We start from the raw sequence: 13,564 nt of genomic DNA on the forward strand, positions 1-13,564 counted from the left end.
CAGTTCCTCTTGCGAATGGATTCAGTATGGGGGCTATTTGTGAATTTTAAAGGTGATTTTGGAACAATAGCTATAAAAAAAACATGATTAGCTAAAAATTGCTGTCTTTAGTGGCTTGCCTGCCTCTGGACGTCGATCGCTCAAAAATGTACCTTGGTACCAAAATAATAAGAGATCAGGAATTCTGTATGCGTGATCTGAGTTTCCGTCCCTGTGTGGCAGCTGATGCCCGTGCCGCTGTGCCACTGATTTACAGTTCTGGTCCCGGAGCTTTTAACTACGTGTTCTGCAGTCGTCATGAACAGGAGGCGCAGAATTTTCTCCACCATGCATTCAGCAATGGTCGTTCCGAGTTTGGTTTTCAGCAGCATCTGGCAGCGGTGATCGATGGCGAAGTCGTGGGGGTTGGGGCATTGCGCACACAGTCGGAAAGTGCGGGATTTATGCTGGCGGCGATACGTGATATCGGCAGCTTTTATGCTGCCCGGCAAGTGCCGGGAGTCATGTTCCGCGGCTTGCGCACTGAGCGGGTGATCCGTCCGCCACAGGCAAACCGCGGATTAATCTATCAGCTGGGCGTTAAGCCGGAAATGCGTGGTCGTGGTATTGGTGAGCAGCTGGTAGAGCAACTGATTCTCCGTGCGCAGACTCTGAGTCTGACCCATGTTGCTCTGGATGTCGCCGATAATAATCCGCGGGCGCGGGCGTTATATCTGCGCTTGGGCTTTAAGCCACGGGTCATCCGTCACGGAGGTTTTCAGTCTGCTTTCGGCGGCATTGGCAGCCATGAATATATGGAAAAGCCCATCGTCTGATGGGCTTGTCTGGCTGTGGTTCTCAGATTTTGGCTTTAATACCGAACGAGATAATGGTCGGTAAATCGGTAACCTCTTCTTTTTCGCTGTAATCCGCCCCTTTGTATTCGTAGCCGGTGACGTTATCACGTCCGTACAGGTTCAGGATTTCTGCGTAAAAGTCCATTTCCCAGCCACTGAAGCGGTAGGTACGGTCAGCACGTACATCCAGTTTGTGATAGGCCGGTAGGCGTTCGGAATTCAGATTGCCATAGATCGGGTTATACAGTGCAGGATCATCGGCATCCTGTACGGAACCTTCAAGTGGTGTAATTAACTGGCCGCTCTGATAGCGCCATTTAAAACCAATCTGCCAGTCTTTATTCAGTTTGTAATTCGCCACGCTGTTGATAATAACCGGCTGGTCGTAGTTATAACTGAAGTCATCTCCGGTCAGATTATTGGTGCGGAAGGTGCGTGAGTAAGCCACCGACAACCAGCCATACCAGCGCTCGGTCAGGTTTTTATTCAGGAAAAATTCCATGCCCCAGGCTTTGCCATCAGCATCATTGGTATACAGTGGCAGGTCGTTATATTCATCATCTGTCAGGCTGCTGTAATAGGCCTGACCCGGGCGGCCGATAATGATGTTATCCAGGTCTTTATAATAAACCTCGAATTTCCACAGCATGTCATTGGCCAGCTGATTTTCAATACCCAGCTCGTAGTGCGTAGCGGTTGGCTGTTTCAGATCCGGATTACCGAAAGGTGCGACATAATCACCAAAATTATCCGGCAGAATATGGTGGCGGCCATAGGCACTGGTAAACCACCAGTTACTGGTGAACTGCCAGCGGCTTTGCAGGCGAGGTTCACCGAAATACTGCTCGGTATAATCATCATAGGACAGCGCAACACCAGGGGTCAGTGTCCAGTTCTGGGTTACGTCCCAGGCGTCTGCAAGGTGTGCATCGTAGTGATAAATTGTAGGTTTACCGTCACCTTCCAATACTTCGGTGCCATCTACGATACGGCAATCCGGCGTAAATTCATCACAGGGCGGAGCTTCAAAACGGCCTTTGTAACTGATCTGGCTTTCCGTTAATTCCACACCCCAGCGTAATTCATGCTGGTAATTCAGCGGGTAGCTGAACTGACTGCGCAGGTTATAGTCATTTACTTTCACGTCGATTTTGTTGTCGGGGCCAACTCGGAAACCAAGTTTTTGCTCCATTTGCGACAGACCGATTTTATGGGTCATGCCACTGTTATACAGCTTTTCCCAGACCAGCCCCTGGCTGTTGAAAAAGGCTTCAAAAGCCAGTCCGCCGGATAACCCCGGGTCCTGCAACACAGTGTCAGAGTCTTCGGCAAAGACCAGTCCGGCTTTATCGCGTGAACCAATGGCCTGGAATGACAGGGTTTCCGTTGCGCTGATACGGTATTCGTATTTTCCCTGATAATCGTAATATTCCGGAACGGTTGTGAATTCAAAGTCTTCGTCATCGAGAAAATTCTCGATGTAGTACTGAAACAGACTCTGCCGCGCAGCAATGTAAAAACTCTGATTTTCGCTGAGAGGTTGTTCGATAAAAATACCGGCCTTCAGCAGGCTTGCGTCAATAATAAACTGGCTGCGGTCGTTGTAGGGAGAACGTGATGTTGCATCAATAACCGCGCCGGTTGCATTGTTGTATTGCGCCGGAAACGCTGCAGTTTCGAGGGTAAAATCTTCAACGACGTTATCGCTGAGAATACTGGAAGAGTCGGTATGGAAAATATAACCAACGGGAATAAAATCAATAATATAAGCATTGTCATCCGGAGATGAACCACGCACGGCCGGTGCCGATGTTCTTCCTCCGGTAAAGGTCACACCGGGAAGACTCTCGATTGCGCGCAAAGGGTCATTACCTGAACCGGGAATCTTCAACAGTTTTTCTGTGGAAATCTCGGTCAGTTTCTCCTCTTTTCCACTGATCTGTACTGTATCCAGTTCAATAGCTTCAGTTTCATCGGCACTGGCCGGGGCAGCAAAAATAAGGCCGGAGATCAGCAGGCCAGCCAGCTGTATCTGTGCTGAGAGTGCGGTGCGTTTAGGCAATGCCATCGGTGATTTCATCGGACGTTTTCCCTGTTGATAATTCACAGATATAGTCATAATAGAGGTGATGTTAGCAGGTAAAGATGAATGCAAGGTGAACCATTGAGAAGTTTTGCTGTCGTCTGCGCCGTGGCCTGAAGAAACAAGCCGGACGGCGCCATCAGTTCGGGCAATCCCCCGGATATTCATAACGGATATCTGCGTGATAGGTATTACCAGCGGAATCCATAATGTTACTCAGGCCACGATAACGCAGCAGGCGCTGACTGTCGCGCTCATAGGTCAGCTCTATCGGATCCAGCAACCAGGCCAGCAGGCGCGATTTCAGGCGCATGCTGAGGACCAGCTGACGATCATCCAGCGATGTCTTCTCCAGCCGGAAATTAACAAGATCCTGACGGGCTGCAGAAGCAAAACTGAAGCTCACCTCTTTACCTGACAGTAACGATTGCCAATGAAGACGTACAAATTCGTCAAATCCGGCATCAATGACCAGGTTTTCCGGTAATTCTGTAAGGAGAGTCTTCTGCTCTTCTGCTGCAGAATTTTCCTGCAGGCTCAATAGCAGGCTGCCATCATCATTATATCTGGCCTGCTCATGATAATGATGGCGTAAGTCCTGCAAGCGGAAGTCGGGCGCTGCCGGGTTGCTGAAGTATTGATTTTCCTTTTGTGCTATCAGCTTTCCATCGGCATTAAAGTAACTGACGTTACGCCGGTAAGGTTTATCACCGCGCAGCTGCAAACGGTGCTTTTCACAGTAAAGCAGCTGCCGGGGGTTGTCCGGTGCATAAGCTTTTCCAGAATAGATCATAACCTCAGTGACGCCTGCCTGTGCATTAAGGATAAGGCCTGCCAACAATACTTTAACTGAAGTGGTTAACATGATTCTCGCTCCCGGCGAAAAAGGGCAACCGCCCCCAACAATAATGCCCAGGCGGAAGCTATCAGCAGTAACGCTGGTGATGTCAGCTGTACCGCATCAAACAGTGAGCCTGCGTAATAACTCCAGGGGGCTGCAACAGCACCAAGGGCTGCGGCCAATAATGGCTTTTTCAGCAACCAGGCCATCGAGTGATACAGGGTTGCTGAAAAAGCTGTCCACAGCAGAATCAGCCACAGTGGTATCAGTGGGCCTTCGTAAGAAGGAAATGTCAGCAAATCAAGATTCAGTAATAAACTGTCAAACAGCGTTCCTACCAGTGTGATCGTAATAATCAGCCACAATTCTCCGGTTTTAAGCTGCCACCAGTGCCATAACATAAATAGCGAAACGCAGATAGAAGCCCATAAGTTTCCGCCAATGACACAGGCAATCCAGCACAGCTGAAAACCGATAATATTCAGCAGAAGAGCCATTTTCTTGCTGCTTACCATTGCGTTCATTGGCAGGTTCATATCAGCTCAGATTACCCAATAGTGGCGGACGGCGATTTAATGGTTTGGCGAATACCAGCTGAACATCACCGATTACCCGCTCGGCAAATCCGCCTTCGCAGTAGGCAAAATAAAAGTCCCATAAACGGATAAAGGTTTCATCATAACCAAGGGCCATAATCTGCTCACGGTTACTGAGAAAACGTTTACGCCATGCATCCAGCGTGCGCGCATAATGGGGAGTAATATCCTCCATATGAGTCATTTTCATATCACTTGCGCGTGTAACAGCCTGACTGATGGCCGTGACGCAGGGAATGAAGCTGCCCGGGAATATATAGCGCTTAATAAAATCGACTTCATTTTTGGCCTGATCATAGCGCTGGTCATCAATCGTGATCGCCTGAATAAGGGCAATACCGTCATCTTTCAGCAGCCGGCTGCAGGTTGCTATGTAGGTATCCAGATACTGATGTCCAACGGCTTCAATCATTTCAACAGACACTAACTTATCGTACTGGCCTTCCAGCGCACGATAATCCTTTTTTAACAGCGTGATTTTATCTTCCAGTCCTTCTTCACGCACACGCCGTTCAGCCCAGGAATACTGCTCTTCAGAAATGGTGGTTGTGGTGACTTTGCAGCCATAGTGTTTAGCTGCATGAATTGCCATGCTGCCCCAGCCGGTACCGATTTCCACCAGATGATCTGCCGCTGTGAGCTGCAACTTCTGGCAGATACGATCCAGCTTGTACACCGACGCTTCTTCCATGCTGGATGTTTCTTCAGGGAATATACCGCTGGAGTACATCATGGTCGGGTCCAGAAACAGCTCAAACATTTCGTTGCCCAGATCATAATGAGCAGCAATATTCCGGCGTGAACCTTTCTCTGTATTGCGATTAAGGTAATGAAAGCCTTTCAGCAGTAATTTCCCAAAGCTGGCCAGTCCGCCGTCGATGCTGTCAACCACGTCTTTGTTGCGTGCGAGCACCCGGATCAGCATGGGAAGGTTTTCACTTGTCCAATCACCGGTCATATAAGACTCACCCGCTCCGACGCTGCCGTTAAGAGCAATATTGCGGTAAGCCTCCGCATCCAGTATTTCAATTGCAGCACTGAATTCTGTAGCGGCCGGATTGCCAAAAATATGCTGCTGATCTCCTTCTTGCAGGCGTATACAACCGGTATGAAGGTTTTCCAGTGTATTTAACAGTGCGTTCCGGCATAAGCGGTCGAGCCAGTGCATTTTTTCCGGATTCATCGTCAGAGTTTTCATCGCATTTGCTCCCGGCCAGAGCTGGCCTCAGACTTGTTATTGAGTTTGGTTTCAGGTGAGGGTTTACCCGGATGATCGTAAAAAGGTGAACGGCGCAGCCAAAGCTTAAAAGCATTCCAGTAAATACCGGCGACAACTTTCAGAGTCATCAATGGAAAACGCCACAACACTTTACTCATCATGGCACGGGAAAATTCTCGTCTTTCCAGCTTCATCGTTGCATCGAAATCTTTATGACCCTGGTTCGCAAGGTTAAAGGTATCCATATGAATCAGCAGATCTTCTGCCGGATTCTGAATGACCCAGCGGTACTCCATGGCCATTGGATTAAATGGTGAGACATGAAAGTCTTTATTAAAACGGTATTCGTAGCCGTGAAATCCTTTAAAAGAAGCACTGACCAAATGACGGACAGGTACGATACCCTGCTGTTTCTCTATCGTTGTGTTACCGGCGGTTGTGTTACCGGCGGTTGTGTTACCGGCAGTTGTGTTATTGCTGGTTGATAGCGTGTAGTGAAAACGCTCGTCCCAGGGGGTATTGGTAATTTCTGCAAGAATACCGGCAAGACTGCCATCGCTGCGGTAGCCAAAATAAAATGTAACCGGGTTTATCAGGTAACCAAAGCTGCGCAGGTTGGTGAGCATGGAAACCCGCTCGACCCGTTCATTTAACTCCTGATAAAAAGTATTGACCAATAAACGTTTAAGATCCGACGGTTGGTCACAGATCTTATGTTCAGCAGCAAAATAGTCATCACGACAGAAGCGGACCAAGGCCATACCTTTACTGCCGCATTTCCACAGCGGATGCCGTGCAAGTACCTGTTCTGCTTCATCCAGATCAAGCAGTACCATAAAAACCTGGTATTTAAAGGCGTTATCTGTCTGAGTAAAGCGGCGATGGCGAACCCAGCCAGTATAAATCGCGCTGTGCCGGATCTGAGCGGATGGTCGGCCTGAAGGCTTTTGCTGCTGGAATATCACAGCGACACTCCCAGTGATTCAGTAACGCGCAAAGCACTTTTAACGCCGTCTTCGTGAAAACCATTAAACCAGTAAGCACCACAGAAATGGCTGCGGTTATGACCACTGATTTCAGCATGACGTTGTTGTGCCGCCATACCTTGCAGAGTGAACACCGGGTGTGCATAACGGAAAGATCGCAGGATTTTTTTCGGGTCAATATCTCTGGTCTTATTCAGCGTAACGCAGAAATCAACCGGAGCATCATCAAAGTTCTGCAGGCGGTTCATATAGTAGGTTACCGCGACGGTATCCTGATCTTTTTGACCGATATGGTAATTCCAGGCTGCCCATGCCTTTTTGTTTTCCGGAAGAATACTGCTGTCGGTATGCAATACGACATCATTCATTTTATAAGGAATTGCCCCCAGAATTTCCTGCTCTTCTGCGGTTGGATGGGCAAGCATCTTCAGCGCCTGATCACTGTGACAGGCGAAAATAACCTGGGAATAGCGTTCAGCTCCCCGTGATGAATAGAGCATAACGCCCTGATCATCACGCTCTACCCGGGTAACTTCCGTATTCAGATAGATATGGCCCGCTTCCAGATCCTGCTCTATGCGGCGTACGTAACTGCGTGAGCCATTACTGATTACCCGCCATTGTGGCCTTTCATCCACGCTGAGCATGCCGTGGTTGTTGAAAAAGCGCAGGAAAAAATACAGAGGAAAATCCATCATCATGGCTTCGCTGGCTGACCAGATCGCAGCGCCCATGGGGATGATGTAATAGCGGCGGAAGTAATCGCTGTAGCCTTTGCGGATCAGGTATTCCCCCAGTGTTTCGCTGTTGCTTACACTGCCGGATGCGAGTTCTGCGCGGGTTTCTTTGTTGAATTTCAGAATATCCCTGATCATCCAGAGAAAACGCAGGTTGAAAATGTTACTGCGCTGGGCAAAGAGAGAGTCCAGAGAATGACCGTTGTATTCCATACCCGATCGCTCGCATTTAACACTGAAGCTCATATCCGAGTTTTCAGCGGCAACACCCAGCCGGTCCATAAGACGAATAAAGTCAGGATAGGTCCAGTCGTTAAAGACAATAAATCCACTGTTAACCGGATAGGTTTTTCCTGCGACCTCAATATCATTGGTCTGAGTATGCCCGCCGAGATAATCACCGGCTTCATACAGATGGACATCGTATTTTTCACGTAACAGCCAGGCACTGGTCAGGCCGGAAATACCGGAACCGATAATCGCAATACGTTCTTTCATGGGTGATGGTCTCCGGTTTCAGGTTGTGGATTGTTACGTGCCATAGCGCTGGTTATTTTCAGTCGCAGGCGGGCAGGCAATGCACCTGTCAGGCGCAGTATCAGGGTGAATAAAAATGGGAACCGGATTTCCAGGCGACGTTTTTTCAGTCCCCGGATAATGATATCTGCAGCACTTTCAGCATCGATTTTTCCGGGCATTGGAAAGTCATTGCGATCTGTCAGGGGAGTCTGAACAAACCCGGGAGATATAATGCCAACATCAATCCCTTTGTGTTTCAGATCCGCCTGCATGCACTGGAGAAAGTGGCGTACAGCTGCTTTGCTGGCACCGTAGGCCTGAGCACGTGGCATCGCCAGCCAGGTCACACTACTGCTCATGCCGGCAATATAACCCTGTTGGCTTTTCTCCAGCAGGGGCAGTGCGGCCTGAACGGTATTGACCAGACCGAAGAAATTGGTTTCATGAACGCGCCGGATTAATGCCCCATCAAAATGGTCGACATCGACATATTCACAGGTGCCGGCATTCGCGATTAAGGTATCGATATAGCCGAACTGGGCCTTAATAGCCGCTGCCGCAGCCAACATTTGTGCGGCATCAGTAATGTCAGCAACCTGAATGCTGACATTACTGTAATTTTCAGCCAGTTTTTGCAGAGCTATCGCATTGCGTGCACTGATTATCAGATGACGGCACTGTTGCTGTAATTTATGCACAAGGGCTTCACCAATACCGCTTGATGCTCCGGTTAACCAGATGATCTGATCTGTCAGGGGCAAAGGGTTTTGTCTGTTCTTTATATTTCTGAGTGTCATTGCATGCGCTCCTTCAGCTTACGGATAACCCAGCCAAGCAGAGGAATATGCTCATACAGCATGGCACCGGCATCAAAAAAGTCGCGGTGATATACAATGCGGTTATTTTCCCAGCGCAGTTCACTGCAGCCTTCGATGGTAATCAACTCACCGTTACGCAGTCGCGGGTGACGGAAATTCATGGTCCAGCGCAACATACTGCGCTCATCCTGATGCCAGCTGCTGGTGAAAATAAAATCGATATGGTTAACGTTGCTGTACATGCCGATAAAATAGTCTGTCAGTTCGCGGATGCCATGGATTTCATGGAAGGGATCGCTGAACACAATATTGTCGGCATAGCAGGTGCTTAACAGCTCACGAGAAATGGTATCGCGGTTAAGGTGGTGGTAAAGCGCCTGAAAGCGTTCAGCACTGTTACTGCCGGAAACTGCGGTAAGCATATTCACAGTGATTTCTCCTGCGATGTTTGCAGAGAGGTGTTACGGCCTTCCTCAAGAACATGGCGTGGAACCGGGCTTAGGTCGTACACAATTCCGATCCAGCTCATGAGTTTCAGAATCAGGTAGGTAATATCCAGCTCCCACCAATAAAATCCCTGGCGGGCTGATACTGCCCAGCGGTGATGATTGTTATGCCAGCCTTCGCCAAGAGTCAGCAGGGCCAGAAATGCGTTGTTGCGGCTTTCATCTTTCGTTGCAAAACGCTTTTTTCCCCAGATATGCCCCAGAGAATTAATAGTAACGGTAGAGTGAAACAGTAATACCGTAGAAATAAAGAAACCCCAGACAACCAGTTGCAGACCATTGGTGTTTAATTCCGGTGCCGCTACCGCTATCCATTCGCCGGCCAGAAACAGCAGTACAATAAGCAGTAAGGGAGCAACGCTGTCATAACGGTTCAGCCAGCGTAATTCGGGAAAGCGGGCAAAGTCTTTGATGCGCTGATACTGGGTGTTGAACGATGCATCACAGGTGAACCAGCCGGCATGACTCCACCAGAAACCACGCTTTACCGGTGAATGAAGGTCTTCATCGGTATCGGCATGCTGGTGATGAGCACGGTGATGAGCAGCCCACCAGAGTGGTCCGCGTTGTGCTGCCATATTGCCAAGTAAGGCGAAAATAAACTGCCAGAAACGATTGGTTTTATAAGCCCGGTGAGAAAAATAACGGTGGTAAAAGGCTGTGATAGCAAACAGTCTTAACCAGTAAAGCGCAAAACACACTGCTAATGCCGTACTGCTTAACGGAAGAAAAAACGCCAGCAAACACAGCAGATGAAGAATAATAAATGGCATAACCCTCAGCCAGTTAAATTCTGTACTGTGCATGTCGTCATCCTGACCGCTTTCAGAGTCGAACCAGCGCATGATGTTACGCCACAGGTTCCCGTTACGTGGTGATCCTGTGGATGATGAAAGGCCGTCATTGTTATTCATGCTCATCTCCGGCATTGGCCGTGGTTAGCGTCTGTTTAAAAGCGTCCAACGCCCGTTGGCGGGCAAATTTATGCTCTACCAATGGCGGTGGATAACCGCAACGCTGACGTTGCAGGTTGTCTGGCTGGTGACGTGATGCGCCGGGCAGATTGATTAATTCCGGGATATAGCGGGCGATAAAATCACCCGAGGCATCAAAGCGTTGTGATTGAGTGGTTGGATTAAATATACGGAAATACGGCACGCCATCGGCACCGGTTGATGCACTCCATTGCCAGCCTCCATTATTGGAAGCCAGATCAGCATCAAGCAGCCACTGATTAAAAAAGACTTCGCCTTTGCGCCAGTCAATCAGCAGATGTTTGGTTAAAAACATGGCGCTGATCATGCGCAGCCGGTTGTGCATCCAGCCTTCTGCAATAAGTTGTTTTTGTGCTGCATCAACAACCGGATAACCGGTACGACCTTCACACCAGGCTTTGAAATCCGCCTCGCTGTTGCGCCATGGAACCTGCTCGGTATCGGGTTTAAAGGCTTTGTGCTTGCACAGTTGTGGAAATGCGACCAGCAGATGACGATAAAATTCGCGCCAGATCAGCTCGCTGATCCAGCTGTCAAAACCAGGGCTGCCACCGGTAAAGCGGCCATTATTATGATCAAGTGCGACATGCAGGCACTGGCGCACAGAAATCAGACCTAATGACAGGTAAACCGATAAACGGCTGGTTGCGTCTTCGGCAGGAAAATCACGCAGTTGTTTATAGGCACAGCCACGCTCTTCCGCAAAGCGGTTCAGACGCAGGTGAGCTTCGTCTTCCGTAGCGGGCCAGAGCGGATCGGCAACGGCTTTTATTGGTGGAGCACTGAGTAATAAACCGGATTGCGCCTTAATCAGATCTGTTAACGCTGACTGTATTTTCTGATCGCGTTGCTCTGGCCGTGGCAGCGGTGCTGCTATAACGCTTTCTGCCTGCTGCATCCAGGCGCGTTTAAATGGCGTAAAAACTTTAAACGGAAGATCCTGTTTAGTGCGTACTTCACCTGGGGGAACCACACACTGGTCATGGAATTTATACAGTGATATTTCCTGCTCACGGCACCAGCGGCCAAACTCGATATCGCGCCGGCGCTCGTTAACTTCATATTCGATATTAAAAGCTACCGAACGGATATTCAGCTGAATAATGATGCGCTGAAGAATCTGATTGCAGTCAGCAAATGTATTAGCCGTGAGAATCAGAAGAGGAATATTCAAAGACTCCAGTTCAGTCTTCAATGCCAGCATGGTGTTTTCCATCAGCTGTATTTTTCGCTCGCCTAAGCCATGCTGAAGCCATTGCTGACGGGTAACAAAAACGACGCCGACAACACCTTCTTCAATATGTTTGCAGGCATGCCACAGTGCAGGATTGTCGCGGCTGCGCAAATCGGTACGGAACCAGACTAATTGAGTCAATGGAAACCTCCGTTATGAGTATGTTTCTCTGCATTGTTGTCAGTGTTTTTTTCAGTATTGTTGCCGGTAATAAAGGTTCTTACCTGGCGAGATAACTGATCAGGTAATCTGATCAGTGTTTTATGCTGTACTTGTGTATCCGGAGCAGCACCGGAAAGAAAATGTGTCACATGACAATGGCTGAAGTAGTCCTGCCACTGTTGCTGGTGAGCCGGAATTAACGGATGAAAATGAATCCAGACATTGGCTGCGGGTATCATCGTCAGGGTTAAACCCAGATCGGAAGGTGTTGGTTGTGGACCAAAGTATTCAACCCGGAATTCTGCAGCTCCCAATGCACAGGCACAGGCAAGCGTTTCTATTTCGGCATGCTCGTGATTGGTGGCAAGTAACAATACCGGGCCTTTATTATGGCGTTGTTGCTGCAACAGCATGGCGCCAAATTTGCGCTTCAGCAGATGTTCGAATGCATGTGTCACAATAAGGGGGGTACTGCTGCTGCGCAGAAAATGCAGTACAGGTGACAGACAGCGCTCGTAATAAACGGCCAGTGGATAGCTGGAAAAACCGGCATTCCACAGCTCGTCGAGATGTTGTGTATTCAGATGCTGTGCGGCACGGATAACCTGCTGCTGCTGGTTCAGCCAGTCGTCATTATTATTGCTGCTGTTTTCCTGACCATCTTTCAGCAGTAACTTTACCTGGCGGATCGGGTAACCCTGATCCAGCCAATACAGAATGTGACGCACGTGCTGAATATGCTCATCGGTGTAAAAGCGATGGCCTTTTTCGGTACGTTCCGGGCGAATAATGCCGTAGCGCCTTTCCCATGCACGCAGCGTTACCGGATTAACTCCGGTAAGGCGGGCAAATTCCCGGATAGGGTAGGTACCACGATCATCGAGGCGATTCATATCGCGTTCCGTAAACCCAGTTCATAAGGGTGCGGATTCAGATACACCTGCTGACAGGCGTACTGGTTACTTTCGCCATAGCGGTTGAGGTGATGTTTAAGCAGGGTCAGCGGTACGACCAATGGAATAATTCCCTGGCGGTACTGGTTTATGATTTCGCTCAGTTCAGCTTTATCACTGGCGGAGATCAGCTGTTTTAAATAACCCTGTAAATGCATCAGCGTATTGGTGTGCATTTTACGGCTGGCAGGTTTGGCCAGCGCTGTCATTAACTGCACAAAATAATCCTGCGCCAGCACTTTCAGATTACCTTCCCGCAGATTGGCCAGCAGGCGTCCCATGCTCTTGTAGTGCAGCATGCTGTGCGCCATGACCAGATATTTATAGCGCGAGTGAAAGCTGATCAGACCTTTGCGGCTGATACCGGCCGCCTGAAACTGCTGCCAGTCGTGATAGGCGAATACACGGGTCATAAAATTCTCACGCAGCGCCGCATCATTCAGCCGTCCGGCTTCCTCAACCGGTAACAGCGGGTGAGCTTTGCAGAAAGCATCGGCATAAATGCCACGGGTGCTGCCTTCAGGATGGCCATTGGCGAGGTAGCGCTTAACACCAAACAGGCCGCAGCTTGGGCTTTTCTGCATAAAGATGTAGCCACACAGTTGCTGCTGTTGCTGTGCCTGACGGGCGCCGTATTCTGCCAGTGCATCGGTAACATCGATGCTGCTGTCAGTCACTCCGACGGCACGGACGTTGTTGTCGGCGGCATGTTCGCTGACCAGGCGGATAGGCTCGCGTGGTGTGCCCATACCAATGGCAACTTCCGGGCAGATAGATACAAAGTCAAAGTACTGGCTCAGAGTGTCGGTACAGAAACGTGAGCGCTTGTGCGAACCGTTAAAACGTACCGCCTGACCCATCAGGCAAGCGCTGATACCAACCGGGATACGGTCGGAGCCAATGGTGCTGTGTGTGGTCTTGAAGGGATGCTGCTGAGCCATATGTATAACCTATGCATCGTTTGTTGTATAAGTTCATTCTGGCTCTGATAAGTTCTACAAGTCAATCATCTTTGTATAATATTTTTTCACTTTTGTATAAGGCTATGATTGTTAAGGAATTTGTCTGTCAGGGCGGAT

General features: G+C 49.2%; 13 protein-coding genes. 1 reads left to right on the forward strand and 12 read right to left on the reverse strand.

Going from position 1 to position 13,564, the window contains the following annotated elements; genetic code table 11:
- The first annotated feature begins 188 nt into the window (after window positions 1-188).
- The gene (locus HUF18_RS17625) at window positions 189-815 is read left to right on the forward strand and encodes a GNAT family N-acetyltransferase (protein ID WP_186435747.1); all 627 of its coding nucleotides are present in this window, start codon (window positions 189-191) and stop codon (window positions 813-815) included.
- Between the two features lie 22 nt (window positions 816-837).
- Here the strand turns inward: HUF18_RS17625 and HUF18_RS17630 are convergent, their stop codons facing one another.
- The 12 genes from HUF18_RS17630 to HUF18_RS17685 all read right to left on the reverse strand — a co-directional run bounded on the left by HUF18_RS17630 (window position 838) and on the right by HUF18_RS17685 (window position 13,426).
- Complete coding sequence (locus HUF18_RS17630; RefSeq protein ID WP_225693151.1) at window positions 838-2,916, reverse strand: TonB-dependent receptor plug domain-containing protein; 2,079 nt, start codon at window positions 2,914-2,916, stop codon at window positions 838-840.
- A gap of 142 nt (window positions 2,917-3,058) precedes the next feature.
- The gene (locus HUF18_RS17635) at window positions 3,059-3,712 is read right to left on the reverse strand and encodes a hypothetical protein (RefSeq protein WP_225693153.1); all 654 of its coding nucleotides are present in this window, start codon (window positions 3,710-3,712) and stop codon (window positions 3,059-3,061) included.
- 65 nt (window positions 3,713-3,777) lie between these two features.
- A complete protein-coding gene (locus HUF18_RS17640; RefSeq protein WP_225693155.1) occupies window positions 3,778-4,284 on the reverse strand; it encodes a DUF2878 family protein in 507 nt (168 codons plus the stop codon).
- 13 nt (window positions 4,285-4,297) lie between these two features.
- Window positions 4,298-5,554 (reverse strand): SAM-dependent methyltransferase, encoded by a 1,257-nt coding sequence (locus tag HUF18_RS17645; protein ID WP_225693156.1) that lies wholly within the window; start codon window positions 5,552-5,554, stop codon window positions 4,298-4,300.
- Window positions 5,551-6,540: a DUF1365 domain-containing protein gene (locus HUF18_RS17650; protein ID WP_225693157.1), complete on the reverse strand. Its 990-nt coding sequence runs from the start codon at window positions 6,538-6,540 to the stop codon at window positions 5,551-5,553. Before HUF18_RS17650 ends, HUF18_RS17645 begins: the two co-directional genes overlap by 4 nt.
- The gene (locus HUF18_RS17655) at window positions 6,537-7,796 is read right to left on the reverse strand and encodes an NAD(P)/FAD-dependent oxidoreductase (protein ID WP_225693158.1); all 1,260 of its coding nucleotides are present in this window, start codon (window positions 7,794-7,796) and stop codon (window positions 6,537-6,539) included. Before HUF18_RS17655 ends, HUF18_RS17650 begins: the two co-directional genes overlap by 4 nt.
- On the reverse strand, window positions 7,793-8,578 hold the full coding sequence (locus HUF18_RS17660) for an SDR family NAD(P)-dependent oxidoreductase (RefSeq protein ID WP_225693159.1): 786 nt from the start codon (window positions 8,576-8,578) through the stop codon (window positions 7,793-7,795). The genes HUF18_RS17655 and HUF18_RS17660 overlap by 4 nt, the downstream gene beginning before the upstream one ends.
- Before the next feature lie 32 nt (window positions 8,579-8,610).
- Entirely contained in the window at window positions 8,611-9,057 is a 447-nt protein-coding gene (locus HUF18_RS17665) for a nuclear transport factor 2 family protein (protein WP_145466757.1), read from the reverse strand.
- Window positions 9,058-9,059: 2 nt separating this feature from the next.
- Window positions 9,060-10,055, reverse strand: coding sequence for an acyl-CoA desaturase (locus tag HUF18_RS17670; protein WP_225693160.1), 996 nt, complete (start codon window positions 10,053-10,055; stop codon window positions 9,060-9,062).
- Window positions 10,048-11,511, reverse strand: a complete 1,464-nt coding sequence (phrB, locus tag HUF18_RS17675) for a deoxyribodipyrimidine photo-lyase (RefSeq protein ID WP_225693161.1) — start codon at window positions 11,509-11,511, stop codon at window positions 10,048-10,050. Before phrB ends, HUF18_RS17670 begins: the two co-directional genes overlap by 8 nt.
- Window positions 11,508-12,425 (reverse strand): MerR family transcriptional regulator, encoded by a 918-nt coding sequence (locus tag HUF18_RS17680; RefSeq protein WP_225693163.1) that lies wholly within the window; start codon window positions 12,423-12,425, stop codon window positions 11,508-11,510. Before HUF18_RS17680 ends, phrB begins: the two co-directional genes overlap by 4 nt.
- Entirely contained in the window at window positions 12,422-13,426 is a 1,005-nt protein-coding gene (locus HUF18_RS17685; RefSeq protein ID WP_225693164.1) for a YbgA family protein, read from the reverse strand. Before HUF18_RS17685 ends, HUF18_RS17680 begins: the two co-directional genes overlap by 4 nt.
- Window positions 13,427-13,564 lie beyond the last annotated feature (138 nt).

Origin of the sequence: Thalassolituus sp. ST750PaO-4, assembly GCF_020320405.1 — a bacterium.
In the GTDB taxonomy this organism is placed as follows: Bacteria; Pseudomonadota; Gammaproteobacteria; order Pseudomonadales; family Oceanobacteraceae; genus Venatoribacter; species Venatoribacter alkanivorans.

Excerpts from the sequence above, each read along its gene's own strand:
- HUF18_RS17625 (WP_186435747.1), top strand. The coding sequence starts at position 189 with ATGCGTGATCTGAGTTTCCGTCCCTGTGTGGCAGCTGATGCCCGTGCC.
- HUF18_RS17630 (WP_225693151.1), bottom strand. The coding sequence starts at position 2,916 with ATGAAATCACCGATGGCATTGCCTAAACGCACCGCACTCTCAGCACAG.
- HUF18_RS17635 (WP_225693153.1), bottom strand. The coding sequence starts at position 3,712 with ATGATCTATTCTGGAAAAGCTTATGCACCGGACAACCCCCGGCAGCTG.
- HUF18_RS17640 (WP_225693155.1), bottom strand. The coding sequence starts at position 4,284 with ATGAACGCAATGGTAAGCAGCAAGAAAATGGCTCTTCTGCTGAATATT.
- HUF18_RS17645 (WP_225693156.1), bottom strand. The coding sequence starts at position 5,554 with ATGAAAACTCTGACGATGAATCCGGAAAAAATGCACTGGCTCGACCGC.
- HUF18_RS17655 (WP_225693158.1), bottom strand. The coding sequence starts at position 7,796 with ATGAAAGAACGTATTGCGATTATCGGTTCCGGTATTTCCGGCCTGACC.
- HUF18_RS17665 (WP_145466757.1), bottom strand. The coding sequence starts at position 9,057 with ATGCTTACCGCAGTTTCCGGCAGTAACAGTGCTGAACGCTTTCAGGCG.
- HUF18_RS17670 (WP_225693160.1), bottom strand. The coding sequence starts at position 10,055 with ATGAATAACAATGACGGCCTTTCATCATCCACAGGATCACCACGTAAC.
- HUF18_RS17680 (WP_225693163.1), bottom strand. The coding sequence starts at position 12,425 with ATGAATCGCCTCGATGATCGTGGTACCTACCCTATCCGGGAATTTGCC.
- HUF18_RS17685 (WP_225693164.1), bottom strand. The coding sequence starts at position 13,426 with ATGGCTCAGCAGCATCCCTTCAAGACCACACACAGCACCATTGGCTCC.